Source organism: Halorubrum sp. CGM4_25_10-8A (genome assembly GCF_005435025.1).
In the GTDB taxonomy this organism is placed as follows: domain Archaea; phylum Halobacteriota; class Halobacteria; order Halobacteriales; family Haloferacaceae; genus Halorubrum; species Halorubrum ezzemoulense.
Genome location: NZ_SGTX01000005.1, coordinates 16,436 through 30,351 on the forward strand (window position 1 = coordinate 16,436; position 13,916 = coordinate 30,351).

General features: G+C 69.8%; 14 protein-coding genes. 5 read left to right on the plus strand and 9 right to left on the minus strand.

The genetic code is table 11. The features are described from left to right. Position 1 precedes the first annotated feature (1 nt). From pstA to EXE52_RS07360, 3 genes are read right to left on the minus strand one after another with little or no spacing between them, the layout of a single operon-like run. On the minus strand, positions 2 to 1,768 hold the full coding sequence (pstA, locus tag EXE52_RS07350; RefSeq protein WP_049931480.1) for a phosphate ABC transporter permease PstA: 1,767 nt from the start codon (positions 1,766 to 1,768) through the stop codon (positions 2 to 4). Further along, entirely contained in the window at positions 1,768 to 2,742 is a 975-nt protein-coding gene (pstC, locus tag EXE52_RS07355) for a phosphate ABC transporter permease subunit PstC (RefSeq protein ID WP_089308007.1), read from the minus strand. The genes pstA and pstC overlap by 1 nt, the downstream gene beginning before the upstream one ends. 56 nt (positions 2,743 to 2,798) lie before the next feature. Continuing rightward, a complete protein-coding gene (locus EXE52_RS07360) occupies positions 2,799 to 3,791 on the minus strand; it encodes a PstS family phosphate ABC transporter substrate-binding protein (protein WP_089308008.1) in 993 nt (330 codons plus the stop codon). A 225-nt stretch (positions 3,792 to 4,016) separates the two neighbouring features. On the opposite strand from EXE52_RS07360, the gene EXE52_RS07365 reads away from it, so the two are divergent. Next, on the plus strand, positions 4,017 to 4,313 hold the full coding sequence (locus tag EXE52_RS07365) for a hypothetical protein (protein WP_049931477.1): 297 nt from the start codon (positions 4,017 to 4,019) through the stop codon (positions 4,311 to 4,313). A 58-nt stretch (positions 4,314 to 4,371) separates the two neighbouring features. Here the strand turns inward: EXE52_RS07365 and EXE52_RS07370 are convergent, their stop codons facing one another. The 4 genes from EXE52_RS07370 to EXE52_RS07385 all read right to left on the minus strand — a co-directional run bounded on the left by EXE52_RS07370 (position 4,372) and on the right by EXE52_RS07385 (position 8,709). Beyond that, a complete protein-coding gene (locus tag EXE52_RS07370) occupies positions 4,372 to 6,534 on the minus strand; it encodes a (Fe-S)-binding protein (RefSeq protein ID WP_089308009.1) in 2,163 nt (720 codons plus the stop codon). A gap of 124 nt (positions 6,535 to 6,658) precedes the next feature. Beyond that, positions 6,659 to 7,372, minus strand: coding sequence for an energy-coupling factor transporter transmembrane protein EcfT (locus tag EXE52_RS07375; protein ID WP_049931475.1), 714 nt, complete (start codon positions 7,370 to 7,372; stop codon positions 6,659 to 6,661). Further along, positions 7,369 to 8,103, minus strand: coding sequence for an energy-coupling factor ABC transporter ATP-binding protein (locus tag EXE52_RS07380; RefSeq protein ID WP_089308010.1), 735 nt, complete (start codon positions 8,101 to 8,103; stop codon positions 7,369 to 7,371). Before EXE52_RS07380 ends, EXE52_RS07375 begins: the two co-directional genes overlap by 4 nt. A gap of 6 nt (positions 8,104 to 8,109) precedes the next feature. Further along, positions 8,110 to 8,709 carry a biotin transporter BioY gene (locus EXE52_RS07385; protein WP_049931473.1) on the minus strand — a complete coding sequence of 200 codons (600 nt, stop codon included), beginning with the start codon at positions 8,707 to 8,709 and terminating at the stop codon, positions 8,110 to 8,112. A 154-nt stretch (positions 8,710 to 8,863) separates the two neighbouring features. On the opposite strand from EXE52_RS07385, the gene EXE52_RS07390 reads away from it, so the two are divergent. Together EXE52_RS07390 and EXE52_RS07395 are read left to right on the plus strand one after the other, a co-directional pair. Continuing rightward, entirely contained in the window at positions 8,864 to 9,091 is a 228-nt protein-coding gene (locus EXE52_RS07390; RefSeq protein WP_089308011.1) for a type II toxin-antitoxin system ParD family antitoxin, read from the plus strand. Beyond that, entirely contained in the window at positions 9,084 to 9,803 is a 720-nt protein-coding gene (locus EXE52_RS07395) for a queuosine precursor transporter (protein WP_089308012.1), read from the plus strand. Before EXE52_RS07390 ends, EXE52_RS07395 begins: the two co-directional genes overlap by 8 nt. Positions 9,804 to 9,856: 53 nt before the next feature. Here the strand turns inward: EXE52_RS07395 and EXE52_RS07400 are convergent, their stop codons facing one another. Further along, the gene (locus tag EXE52_RS07400; RefSeq protein ID WP_089308013.1) at positions 9,857 to 10,915 is read right to left on the minus strand and encodes a hypothetical protein; all 1,059 of its coding nucleotides are present in this window, start codon (positions 10,913 to 10,915) and stop codon (positions 9,857 to 9,859) included. Between the two features lie 164 nt (positions 10,916 to 11,079). Here EXE52_RS07400 and EXE52_RS07405 point away from each other — a divergent pair, with 164 nt between their 5' ends. Further along, positions 11,080 to 11,811, plus strand: coding sequence for a DUF5781 family protein (locus tag EXE52_RS07405; RefSeq protein WP_086215909.1), 732 nt, complete (start codon positions 11,080 to 11,082; stop codon positions 11,809 to 11,811). Positions 11,812 to 11,984: 173 nt separating this feature from the next. On the opposite strand, the gene EXE52_RS07410 is transcribed toward EXE52_RS07405, so the two are convergent. Beyond that, positions 11,985 to 13,409, minus strand: a complete 1,425-nt coding sequence (locus tag EXE52_RS07410; RefSeq protein ID WP_049931468.1) for a hemolysin family protein — start codon at positions 13,407 to 13,409, stop codon at positions 11,985 to 11,987. 210 nt (positions 13,410 to 13,619) lie between these two features. Between EXE52_RS07410 and EXE52_RS07415 the strand changes: the two genes are divergently transcribed. Next, positions 13,620 to 13,916 carry a glutathione S-transferase N-terminal domain-containing protein gene (locus EXE52_RS07415; RefSeq protein ID WP_089308014.1) on the plus strand — a complete coding sequence of 99 codons (297 nt, stop codon included), beginning with the start codon at positions 13,620 to 13,622 and terminating at the stop codon, positions 13,914 to 13,916.

Here is a 13,916-nt window from a genome sequence, read left to right on the forward strand (position 1 = left end):
GTTAGCTCCCCCGTTCCGCGCGGTTCCGCAGCAGAATCGCCGTCCCGTTCATGCCGACGAGGATGAGAAGTAGCGTGATAACGCCTGCGGCGACGACGCCGTAACGGAAGTCGGCCTGCGGGAAGCCGGCCCACGTGTAGATCTGCATCGGCATGGCGCTGAACCGACTGAACAGGCTGTCCGGCGCCCTGAACACGGTCGTCGCCGCGCCGATCATGATCAGCGGCGCCGTCTCGCCGATCGCGCGGCCGAGCGCGAGGATCGTCCCGGTGAGGATGCCCGGCATCGCCTCGGGCAGCACCACGTTCTTCGTCGTCTGCCAGCGCGTCGCGCCCATGGCGTCGGAGCCGCGCCGGAGGTCGTCCGGCACCGACCGGATCGCCTCCTGCGCGGAGATGATCGTGATCGGGAGGATGAGCAGCGACAGCGTCAGCGCCGCGGTCACCGCCGTCCCGATGCCGAGCCCGAGGAGGTTCGCGAACAGTCCCAGCCCGAGGAGCCCGTAGACGACCGACGGCACCGCCGCGAGGTTCGCGATGTTGACCTGGAGGATCCGCGTCAGCGTCCCGAGCGGCCCGGTCCCCGGCGTGTATTCCTCCAGGAAGACGGACGTGCCGACCCCGAGCGCGAACGACAGCACGGCGACCAGCGCGATGATGATGACGGACCCGACGATGGCCGGATAGAGTCCGGCGTCCGACGGCGTCCGAGAGGGTGCCGCCGTGAGGAACGACCCGTCGAGCCACGGGTCGGGGGCCGGGAAGCCAAGTGCTCCGACGATCAGCGCGCCCAGGACCGCGCCCGCGGCGAGGAGCAGCGGGAGCCCGAGGCCGGCGAGACCCTCGCCGGCGTCGACGACGCGAGAGACGTACACCGCGGTCGGCACGCCGATCGAGACGAGCACGAGGAGGACCGTCGGGGAGGGCAGCCCGGCGCCGGGCGCCAGGAACCCCCCGGCAGTCGCGGCGGCGAGCGGGACGCCGCCGACGGCGGCCGCGGCGACGCGCCCCCGGCGGTCGGCGACGAGGAGCGCCCCCGCGACCGCGACCGGGACGGCGACCGTCCAGAGGTAGATGATCAGGTCCGACGGGTACGTCGGGATCACCTCGCGGAGGAACACCGCGGCGACCAGTCCGCCGAGGCCGACCGGCGCCGCCGCGGTCCGCGCTCGGGGCGTCGACCGTCGCCGCCCGAACGCGTACAGCCCGACGGCCGGGAGGACCCCGAGCGTGTACGCGAGGAACCACAGCAGCGGGTCGAACACGAGGAACAGCGTGCCGACCGCGAGCCCGACGGCGGCTCCGCCGACCAGCCGCCCGAGGAGTCCGAAGCCGACCGCGCCGACGCGGCCGCCGCTGCCGACGTACGCGAGGTACGCGGTGACCGGGGCCGCGACGACGAAGAGGTACGCGAGCTGCCAGTTGAGCCGCGGAATCGGCACGACGAGCGCCTCGATGGCGGTGAACAGCGCGGCGACGGCGACGAGGCCGCCGCCGAGCGCGCCGAGCGCGCGTCGGGTCACGGTCGGGTCGCTCGCGCTGTACAGGCAGAACGCGAGGAACGGGACGACGAGCGTGAGGAAGTACGTCAGCAGCCACTCCGGGCTCGCGTTCGCGAGATCGAAGGCGTCGATGGCGACGTACACGAGGAGCACGCCGAGCGCGACGAGGCCGAACACGCTCGCGCCCAGGGACAGGTACTCGAAGACGATTCCCCGGACTCGACTGACCTCGCCGAAGCCGTTCGCGTTCGCGTTGTCGGTCGCCATCAGTACTCCTCCCGGTAGCGTTGCGCGATGATATCACTGATCACGTTCATGACGAGCGTTACCGCGAACAGCGCGAGGCCGAGCGCGAACATGGAGTTGTACGGGAGCGTCCCGCCGGTGAGGTCGCCGCCGGTGATCTGGACCATCGCGACGGTGATGGTCATCCCGGACTCCAAGAGCACGTCGGCCGGGTTGACGAAGGGGATACCGAAGAGCGCCTCCCGGACCGCGGGCATCCGCGCCTGCGCGCCCATGGCGACGACGACGATCATCGTCTCGCCGATAGCGCGGGAGACGGCGAGGATGTACGAGGAGGCGATCCCGGAGATCGACGCCGGGACGACGATGCCGGTCGACACCTCGAACTTGGTCGCGCCGAGCCCGTAGCCGGCCTGCCGCAGCTCGTCGGGCACGGCGCTCATGGCGTCCTCGGAGATCGACGACACCATCGGGATCGTCATGATCCCGACCATGATCGACGCGGACAGGGCGTTGAACGTGCTCATCTCCGGGAACAGCGTCGCCTTCAGCGCCGGAGTGACGTACACGAGCGCGAAGTACCCGTACACGACCGTCGGGATCCCCGCGAGGATCTCCAACAGCGGTTTCAGGATCGACCGGGCGTTCGGGGTCGCGTACTCGCTGAGATAGATTGCCGTGAGCGTCCCGATCGGGATCGAGATGAACGCCGCGGTGATCGTCACCGTGATCGTCCCGATGAGAAGCGGGATGATGCCGAACGCCTGCCCGCCGCCGGCCGGGTTCGGGCTCCAGTTGGTGCCGGTGAGGAACTCGGCGATCGAGATCGAGCGGAAGAACACCACCGCGTCCGACAGGAGCGTGACGAAGATTGCGGCCGTGGTGAGCAGGGTTATCGCCGCACACGCCGCGAACAGGCCGCCGTAGGTTCCCTCTTTCAGTCGTGTGAGCCCGCCCCGCCGCGACAGGTCGGGACTCTCTGTGCTGTCAGTCACGAACGGTGGGGTATCGAACGCTGTCGTAAATCAATACACCGGTTCATCGCGCCGGCTCAGCCCTGCGCCTGCTCGATCGCGTCTTCGAGCGTCTGCATCTGTTCCTCCTGCGTCTCCTCGGTGGCGGGCACGTAGCCGACGTCGTTGGCGACGAGCTCCTCGTTCGTCGTCTGTTCGACGAAGTAGCGGGCGAACTCGGCGATGTGCTCCTCGCCGAGCGACTCGATCGACGGGTAGGTGAAGAGGGGCCGCGAGAGCGGCGTGTACTCGCCCGACGAGGCGGTTTCGAGGCTCGGCTCGACCGGCCCGTCGCCGTCGTCGATGCCGAGGGCCTTCAGCTGGTCGGGGTTCTGGAAGTAGTACGCGAAGCCGAAGTAGCCGATTGCGTACGGGTCGCCGGAGACGCCCTGGGCGATCGTGTTGTCCTGCTCAGTCGCCTGATAGTCGCTGGTGTGGCCCTCCTCTTCGAGGATCGCCTCGATGAAGTAGTCGTACGTGCCGGAGGTGTCGGCGGCGCCGAAGCGGTTTATCTCCTCGTTCGGGAACTCGTCGCGGACCTCGTCCCACGTCTGGACGGGGTCGGACTTCCAGATCTGGGCGAGCTCCTCGGTCGTGAGCGAGTCGATCCAGTCGGCGTCGGGGTTGACGACGACCGTGAGCGCGTCGGTCGCCGCGATCAGCTCGACGTACTCGACGCCGTTCTCCTCGCATAGCTCCTCCTCCTCGGGCTGGATCGGGCGGCTCGCGTTGTTGAAGTCGGTGTCGCCCGTACAGAAGAAGTTCGAGAATCCGCCGCCGGACCCCGTCGAGCTGATGTCGGGGTCGACGCCGGGGTGCTGCTCGGCGAAGTCCTCCATGACCGCGCTCATCAGCGGGAACACCGTGCTCGAACCGGCGATGTTGATCGGACCGGAGAGCTCGTCGCCGCTCGAGCCGCCGTCTCCGCTCTGCGTACAGCCGGCGAGACCGAGCGCCCCGGCGCCGGCGATCGCCGCGAGCGATTTCCGCCGCGTGATTCCCGTTGCGTCCGCGTCGTGACTGGACTCCATTACGTGTGGGTGGACGAGTTCCGGTTAAGTAGTATGCTATGAACGGTACGTGGTGTCGCATACTCCCCAGTACGGCTATATGCTTCCACATATTCTATATAGTAGTATATACTCCCGAAGAGCGACGGTCGGCGGGGAGAGACGGCGGCGCGCGGCTCCTCGGCGCCGGATCGGGGCGAAACCGGGACGTGGTTTTAAGTCCTCGTACCGGGAGAACCCGGACGAATGACGCCTCCCACGACCGACGGGCCGCCGGCGCCGACGACCTCCCGGGAGGAGGCGTGGGTGGCTCACGCCGCACTGCTCGACGCCGCGCGGAGCGCGACCGACGACGAGGCACCGTACCACCGCCCGATCGAGTCGTTAGAGCGGGGCGCGGCGCTCGACGACGAGGGCGTCGCCCTGCTCCGCGACGCGCTCGTCGACTACCTCGGCGACGCGCCGGTCCGCGACCGCGCCCCCGGGCGAGCGCTGTTGCGGCGCACGGACGAGGCGACGGACCGGCGGTCGCGGCGAGCGTAGTGACGGCGGTCGCGGCGAGCGTCTCGGTCCGGCGGCTCCGACGGACCGAGTCCCCACGCTACGATCCGACCTCCACCGCCTCGATCAGCAGCTCCGCCACGTCGACGATCTCGATCTGGTCCTCGAAGTCCCCCGTCTTCCGCCCGTCCTCGAACATCGTTGTACACATCGGACAGGCCACGACGAACTTCTCGATCGACGCCCCCGCGTCGGTGTCCTCGACGGCCTCACGGAGGCGCTCCTCGCTCGGCTTGACTTCCTCCTCGTGTTCGGTCCAGAGCCCGCCGCCGCCGCCGCCGCAGCAGAACGAGTCGTCCCGCGACCGGGGCATCTCGTGGAGGTCGGCGCCGGTCGCCCGGATGAGCTCGCGGGGCGCCTCGTACTCGTCGTTGTACCGGCCGAGGTGACAGGGGTCGTGGTAGGTGACGGTGTAGTCCAGCTCGTCGCCCGAGAGGCCGAGCCGGCCCGCCTCGACCAGCTCCTCGACCACCTGCGTCCAGTGGAACACGTCGACCGCGCCGTCAGCGTTCCACGGCTCCTCGCGCTCGAACGGCATCATCGGGTCGTCCGCGAACTCCGCGAAGTCGACCTCGGGGTACTCGTTTTTGATCGTGTTGTAGGAGTGCGGATCGGTACAGACGATGTTCTCGAACTCGCAGTCGGCGAACGTCTCGACGTGGTGGCCGGCGAGTTCGAGGTAGAGGAACTCCTCGCCGATCCGGCGGATGTCGTTGCCGTCCGTCTTCTCGTCGTCAAAGAGGATGCCGAACGACACGTCCGCCTCGTCGAAGAGGCGGGCGAGCGCACGCGCGACCTTCTTGTTCCGATCGTCGAAGCTCGGGTAGTCGCCGACGTACCAGAGGTACTCCACCTCGGTCTCGCGGGCGTCCGGGACCTCGACGCCGTCGAGGTCGTCGGCCCAGTCGCCGCGGGTCGCCTGGGAGTCGCCGAAGGTGTTCCCCTTCTGCATCACGTCTTGGAACACGTCTTGGAGGTTCGAGTCGACCGCCCCCTCGTCGACGAGCTGGCGGTTCATTTTCGTGAAGGAGGTGAGGTGCTCGATGTCGACCGGGCAGGCGTCCATACACGCCATACAGGACATACAGGACTCCATCGACTCGGCGTCGATGACGCCGCCCTCGTCGGCGACGATGGGGACCGTGCCGCCGTCGGTCGCCGCGGGACCGCCTCCGCCGCCCGAGCCGGCCACCGGGTCGTCGCTCACCGACTCGCGGTACGACTTCAGATCGAGGATGACGTTCCGCGGGTCGAGGTTGCGCCCGACCGTGTCGGCGGGGCAGGCGTCAGTACACCGGCCGCACTTCGTACAGGCGTCGCCGTCCATCAGCTCCTTCCAGGTGAAGTCGTCGAGCGACTCCGCGTTCGTGTGGTCGAGGTCCGCGGGGACGTTCGGGAGCCGCGCGCCCGCCTTCTCGTCGCGGGCGACGACGTTGGCGAACGACGAGATCATGTGGAACGGCTTCGCGTAGGGGATCCACGCCACGAACGCGAACGCCAGCAGCGAGTGGCTCCACCAGAGGACGCCGTATATCGCCTCGGCGCCCGCGGCCGTGAGCCCGGCCGACTCCAGCCCGGTCGCGAGCGCCATCCCGACGAAGCTCACCGTCTCGGTCGCCCGCCCCGGCTGGCCGACCATACTCACGCCCTCGACGACGAAGCCGCCGACGCCGAGCAGGAACAGCGTCCACACGAACGCGTCGTCCTCGAAGGAGGTGTGTTTGCCCCACAGCCGCCCCTCGCGCTGCCGGTAGCGGCGGTACGCGGCCATGCCGACGCCGACGACGAACAGCAGGCCGAACGCGTCGACGGCGAACTGGTACGCGAGGTAGAAGTCGCCGACCCAGAAGGACTCGCCCGTGAGCGGACGGTAGAGGTCGATGTCGATCCCGAGGATGGTCGTCGCGACGAGCAGGACGAGGAACCCCCACAGCACGAACGTGTGCATCACGCCGGTGTAGAGGTCCCCGTCGAACTGGTTCTCGTTCGCGAGGACGGTCTTCGTCGCCCCGATCACCCGTCCGGGGAGGTCCGACAGCCGGTCTCGCGGGTCTTCGCTCCCGCGCGCGTACGCCGCGAACCGCGCGTACACGCCGTACAGGAAGACGAGGATCGCGACGACGGCGAGCCAGTAGAACGCGGCCTTCCCCACCGGACCGATGGTCCAGAAGGTTTCGCGGGTGGCCGCCTGTAAGGGAGTCATGATCGATCACCGGGATACGGCCGGGTTAAAACTTGCCACAGCGCAGCGGTCGCCGCGCGGCGTTCGCGCGAATCGAAGGACTCCCGCCGCGGAGGAGATCCCGGTCCGCGCAAGCGACGACGGCTCAGACGGCCCGAAACAGCGCCGCCGCCAGCAGCGCTCCCGCGAGCGCCAGCGCCGGCGCGTCGATTCGGGTGAGCGTCAGCCGCGGCAGCGTCGGGTTCCACGCGAAACAGCGGGCCGAGAGCGCCGTGGAGAGGCGGTCCGCGCGCCCCAGCGTCCGGGTCGCGCCCGCGACGGCGACGCGCTCGATCCGGTCGACGAGCGGGCGTTCGGTGCCGAGCCGGGCCGCCGACGCCTCCCTGACCGCCGTGATCTCCCGCCGGAGAACCGGGAGGAACCGGAAGACGAGCGAGACGCCGACGCCGAGGAACACGCCGGGGCGACCCGGGACGGTCCGCTGGATCGCCGCGCGCGACTCCCGGACCGTCGTGGTACGGACGTACGCCGCGCTGACGACGACGACGAGCAGCACGCGGTAGCTCGACAGCGCCGGGTAGACGGCCGCTCCCGGGTCTATCGCCGGCGGAGACAGCTCGATCGTCGCGACGAGCGGCGCGGCGACGAGGAAGGGGAGGATGACCCTGAACGAGCGGACGACGCCGGCGAGCGACAGCGACGCGAGCCGGGCGACCGCGAGCGCGAGGACGGACAGGACGGCGAGCCCGCGGGGGGTCGTGTACGCGAACGCCGCGGCGGCGAACGCGACCTGAACGGCGATCTTCGCCCGGGGGTCGAGCCGGTGCGCGACAGTCGAGCCGGGGACGTAGCCGATCATCGCGTGTCGGACTCGCCCTCGAGGCGCTCGCTCGCCGGGACGTGGACGTCGAGCGCGGGGAGTTCGGCGCGCGCCGCCTCGGGCGGGGCGTCCAACGCGATCGACCCGTCGGCGAGCGCGATCACCCGGTCACACCGGTCGATCAGGCCGCGCAGGTCGTGAGTGACGACGACGATCCCCGTTCCGTCGGCCGAGAGCGACGCGAGGTGAGACAGCAGCGAGCGACGGGCGGGCTCGTCGAGCCCCGAGAACGGCTCGTCGAGGACGAGGTGGTCCGGCTCCATCGCCAGCGCGCCGGCGACCGCGACACGGGCCTTCTCGCCGCCGGAGAGCGCGTCGATCCGCTCGTCGCCCCGCCCGGCGAGGTTGACCGCGTCGAGGGCGGTCGCCACGCGTCGGTCGATCTCGTCGTGGGACAGACCGAGGTTCTCGGGGCCGAACGCCACGTCGGCCGCGATCGTCGCGGCGACGAAGCTGTCCGCCGGGCGTTGGAACACCATCCCGACCGCCGTCCGCGCCGCGACGAGGTCCGCCTCGGCCGGGACGCCGTTGATCCGGACCTCTCCCTCGGTGGGCGAGAGCAGGCCGTTGAAGTGACGGACGAGCGTCGTCTTGCCGGAGCCGTTCGGGCCGGTGACGAGGAGGAACTCGCCGTCGTCGACGGAGAGCGAGACCGAGTCGAGCGCGACCGCCCCGTCGAACGCGTGCGTGAGGTCGCTGACGGCGATCACGCCGGGTCAGGCAGCCGCGATCGCGTCGTTCTTGACGATGCCGACGGCGGCGGCGATCTTGACCGCCTCGACGGGGACGAAGGCGAGCGAAGAGACGAGGAACGCCTGCCACAGCGACGCGTACCACGGGTCGTACTGTATCACCGCGAAGCCGACCGTGCCGAACCCGTAGATGATCGCGGTCCCGGCGACCATCGCTCCCACGAGGACCGGCGTCGGGACCGCGTCGACCTCGGAGAGGCTCGTCCCGCGGTGGGCGACGAGCCCGATCACTCCCGCGGCGAAGGGGTACGACCAGAGGAACCCGAGCGTCGGGCTGGCGATCAGGTAGCTGATCCCCGCGGTGCCGCCGGAGAAGACCGGCGCGCCGACCGCGCCGGCGGCGAGGTACAGGACCATCGAGAGCGACCCCCACACCGGGCCGAGCATGATCCCCGCGAGGAACACGCCGAGGACTTGGAGCGTGATCGGTACCCCTGCCGAGAGCGGGTTCGGGAAGGAGACGTACGCGAACGCCCCGACGAGCGCCGCGAACAGCGCGGCGCGAGCGAGGTTCGTCGCCGCCTCGTCGCCGACGAGATCGACGGACTCCGTGTTCGTTGCCATGACTCAACGGACTCGTAAACCCACTTCAACGTAGCGGTTTACGAGCTCTGGGCGGGCGGGCAGCGCAGCCGGACGTCGAGTCGAGCACTTCGGGACTCTCTCGATAATCTCCGGATAATAACGTTCATCCCTACCCGGCGTCCACGACGCGAGTATGCCGAAGATAAGCGTCGAGATCCCGGCGGAGCTGCTCGCCGACCTCGACGACCACGTGGGCGACGACGGGAAGTTCGTGAACCGCAGCGACGCGGTGCGCGCGTCGATCCGGAAGACCCTCGACCTGCTCGACGAGATCGACGCCCGCCACGACCGGCTCGACGACGACCCGGGGACGGCGGCGGGGTTGGAGAGGAGCGAGTCAACGGAGGAGACCGATGAGTAGTCGGACGGCGGCCGGCGAGAACGGGCCCTTCCGGACCGACCCGCTGGACCGGACGGCGGTCGCGGCGGTGGCGCTTATCACGCTGTTCACGGTCGCGCTCGGGACCGCGCAGCTCACCGCAGCGAAGGTGCTCGCGCTGCCGCTCCCGTTCGCGCTGCCGGTGGTCGGCGCGGAGATCCTGCTGCCCGGCGCCGCGCTCGCGTACGCGCTCACGTTCCTCGCCTCCGACTGCTACGCGGAGCTGTACGGCCGGCGCGCGACGCAGGTGGTCGTCAACGTCGCGTTCCTCGCGAACTTCCTCGTGTTAGCGCTGGTGTGGTCGACGCTCGCGGCGCCCGGTGTCGACCCCGAGGTGTCCGCCGCCTTCCAGGCGGCGCTCGGACCGGCGGCGAACATCGTCGCGGGCAGCCTGCTGGCGTACGTCGTGAGCCAGAACTGGGACGTGTTCGTGTTCCACGCGATCCGCGACCGCACGGGCGAGGGAATGCTGTGGCTCCGCAACATCGGCTCGACCGCCACGAGCCAAGCGATAGACACCGCCATCTTCGTCGGCGTCGCCTTCTACGCCGCCCCGCTCTTGCTCGGGGTCGGGCCGGTGTTCGACCCGCCGGCGCTGCTCGCGCTCGGACTGGGTCAGTACCTGCTGAAGCTCGCGATCGCCGTCCTCGACACGCCGGTCGTCTACCTGATCGTCGGCGCGGTCCGAGACTGACTGCTTTCGACGGCGTTCGACCGCATTTCGTCGCTTTTCGCCTCGCTCGCTGCTCAAGCGACCGCCAGCGCCCGCGCCGGGCGGTCGGGGAGATCGACCGGGACCTGCTCGAAGGAGTCGCCGGCGTCGCGGGTCACGAAGAGCCCGCGGTTCGAGAGCGCCCAGATCTCGCCGCCGGACCGCCCGGCCGCGAGGACCGCTCGATACGTCCCCTCCCCGGTCGGAACGCCGCGGTCGTCGAGGCGCTCGAACGCGCCCGCGTCGCCCGTCGCCCCCGTCCCCTCGTCCTCCTCTTCCCCGCCGCGACGGTAGCGGTACAGGTGCGCCTCGCCGCGGCGGTGGGCGGCCGTCGCGCCCCGGGCCGCGCTGACCACGGCGGTGTCCGGGTCCCCGGGGTCGACCGCGAGCCCCCAGACGTAGCCGTGGTCGAGGCCGGCGTCGCGGACGCGCCACGAGTCGCCGCGGTCGTCGCTCTCGGCGAAGCCGTCGCCGGCGGCGGCGTAGACGCGGTCGGGGGCGTCCGGGTGCGTCGCCATCGCGTGGGTGTCGCGGCGCGACCCCGGCGGGCGGTCGGTCCACGTCGCGCCGCCGTCGGCCGTCACGGCGAGCGCACCCGCCTCGATCCCGAGGAGCCAGCGGTCCGGATCGGCGGGACAGGGTTCGATCCACCGGACGTGGTGCGTGTCGGGTCGCGGCGGGAACGACCACTCGGACGCCGAGGGGAGGTCGGTCAGCCCGCCGACCAGTGCCGCCGTCTCGCCGCCGTCGACGGAGCGGTACGCGCGCGAGGGCTCCGTGCCGATCCAGACGACCGAGGGGTCGTGCGGGCTCGTCGCGACCGCGGTGACCGCGTCCGGGCCGGACCCCTCGGGACCGAGCGTCGATGCGGCCGCGCCCGCGAACCGCTCGCCGCCGTCGACGGAGCGGAACAGCCCCGCATCGAAGGTCCCGGCGAGGACGCGCGGACCGCGGGTTCCGGCTCCCGCCGCGCCGTCGCCGGGGTCCGCGACGGAGAGACAGTCGACGCGCTGGCCGGAGAGGCGAGTCTCGACCGCGCCGGTCGCGGGGTCGACGATCCGGAGCCCGTCGTCGTACGCCGCGTAGATGCGCATGGTTCGACGTTCGCCGGGAGGGCTCAAAAGCGTACGCCGGTCGCCGAGAGGAACGAGTCGCCTAGGGAGGGCGAGAGTCGTCGTCGGAACCGGGCGCCGGCGCGCCGCGAACCGGGTCCGCGAGCGCAAGAGACTTACCGCCGCCACCCGTGTGAACTGTACGCATGGATCTTCGCGTTCAGGGGGACGTTCCTCCCGACCCGTTTCTCGGCGCCGCGGACCTCTTCGAAACCGAGCGCTCCGTGGAGGCGCCGGTCCGCGTCGTGGTCCGCGAGGACCCCGACGAGCGGACGTGGGCCGGCCACTACGACGACCACCACGTCCTGAACGTCTCCCGGCGGGCCGCCACGAGCGCGATGGCGCGCGAACTGGCGATCCACGAGCTCGCGCACATGGCCCGGTACGAGGAGGGACACCCCTCGCACCTTCAGTCCACGGAGGAGGCGTTGTACCTCGGTCTCTCCGGTGAGAAGGTCGAGCGCCGCAAGCTCGCGCACTGCTACCAGATCGCGAACCACATGAAAGACATCTACGCCGACGACATCACGCTCTCGGTGGCGCCCGCGAACAAGCTCCTCGGCTTCCTCGAATCGACGCTGGCGGCCGCGGTCGCGGACCGCCCCGACGTGTCTCGTACCGGTTCACCGCCGGTGACGGCGGGCGCCGACCCGGAGATCACCGCCGTCAACGCCGCATTCGCGCTCGCCCTCGTGGAGCGACACGACATCGCTGGTCCCGACCACCGCATCTACGACCTCGCGCGCGCGGCCGGCAGCGACACCGACGCCGTCGACGTGGACGCGTTCAAAGCACGGTTCCTGGACCTCGGTCACGACCCCTCGGAGAGCGACTACCGGAAGGCGCTCGTCGCGGCCGCCCGCGCCTACGCCGTTTGAAAGCCGGGGAGGCGTGGGGCTGTGGTGCGGCAGGAGGTTTGGCGGCGGTCTTCGCCGCTTCGGTGATGGCTGTTTATAAGTGAACGGCTGGATATTCTGACGTTCGTACTGACAATCGCGGTCAGCTACCCACAGACAATCGCATCGAACTCCGAAGATGTCGTAGGCCGCGACTATTCCGCGTCGTTCCGAGCGGGCCCGCCCTCGCCGTCCGTCTCCGCCGCCTCGGTCTCGTCGGTCAAGTCGGTGGCCTCGACCGGGGCGCTCGAGTCCGCCGCCCCCGCGTCGCCGTCGAGGACCGTCACGCGCGCGGACATGATGCGGGTGTTGTCGACGCGCTCGATACGGATCCGGATCTCGTCGAACTCGATCTCTTCGCCCTCCTCGACGAGGCGCCCGGCGCGGTTGAACACGAAGCCCGCGAGCGTCTCGAACTCCTCGCCCTCCGGGAGATCGATCCCGAGGATCTCGTTGACCTCGTCGATGTTCACCTCGCCCTGAACGACCGCGACGTTGTCGTCGACGAACTCCACCGGCGCCTCCTCGTCGCCCTCGAGGATCTCGCCGACGATCTCCTCGACCATGTCCTCTAAGGTGATGATCCCCTCCGTGGTGCCGAACTCGTCGATGACCGTCACCATCTGAAGGCGGTTCTCCTGCATCTCCGCGAGCAGCTCGTCCGCGTTCTTCGACTCCGGGACGTGGAGCGTGGGCTTGACGACGCGCTCGAGGGAGGGCTGGCCCTCGGAGTAGCGCAGTTCGCGGACCAGATCGCGCACCGTCACCACGCCGATGATGTTGTCGAGGTTCCCCTCGTAGACGGGGACGCGCTCGTGGTCGGCCTGGATACACGTCTCGATCGCCTCCTCGACGGAGTCCTCCTTCGCGACCGCGGTGACGTCGAGCCGCGGCGTCATCACCTCCTTGGCGATGGTGTTGTTGAACCGGAAGATGCGGTCGAGCATCTCCCGCTCCTCCTCCTCGATGACGCCCTCGCGCTCGCCCGTCTCGATGATGTCCTGGATCTCGTCGCGGGTGACGTACGTCGACTCGATGGCCGCCGAGCCGCCGATGACGCTGTTGACGCCCTTGACGATGTAGTCGAAGAGGACGACGAGCGGGTAGAGGGCGTACTCGGAGGCCTTCAGCGGGCGGGCGATCCGCAGCGCCCACGACTCGGTGTTCTCGACGGCGTACGACTTGGGCGCGCTCTCGCCGAAGATCAGCACGAGCGTCGTGATCCCGAAGGTCGTCGCCAGCACCGACTGCCCCCGCGAGAGGTAGATCCCGAACAGCGCGGTGGCGATGGAGGTCATCGCCACGTTGACGATGTTGTTCCCGACGAGGATCGTCACCAGCAGGCGGTGGGGGTTCTGTTTCATGTCGCGGATCGTCTTCGCCCCCGTCACCCCCTCGTCGACGAGGCTATCGATGCGGTGTTGCTGCAGCGAGAACATCGCGATCTCGGACGAGGAAAAGAACGCCGAGAGCCCGATGAGAAGCATAATCGCAACGACACCGAGGGCGGTCACGACCTCTTGACCCGGCATCGGTATCTGGAGGACATCGACCACCGGCGCACTAGACGACAAGCCCATGTTCGTTTGTCATCCGTCGGCCCGCGATTAAAGCGTTCCCTTCGACTAACCCGGAAGCGACCCGACCGCCGCGGAAACGGTCGCCGTGCCGCACACCCGAGCGCGCCCACCGGTGCGCGCGGTGCCCCGAATCGTCGCCGACTCGGATCCGCCGACACCGAGGGTGCCGCTGCCGACACGATTACCCGTCTCGCGGGCGAATCGCGAGGCATGACCGAGCCACAGATCACCCTGTACCGGCTCCAAGCGTGTCCGTACTGCGAGCGCGTGGTCCGGACGCTGAACGAACTCGACGTGGCGTACCGCTCCCGATACGTCGAGCCGATGCACTCGGAGCGCAACGTCGTCAAGCGCGTCTCCGGCGCGCGGAGCGTCCCGGCGATCGTCGACCGCGAGACGGGCGTGACGATGTCCGAGAGCGCGAACATCGTCGAGTACCTCCGCGGCACGTACGGCGACGCGGCGGCCGACGGCGGCCGCGCGGTCGACGCCGAGGGAGGTGCCTGA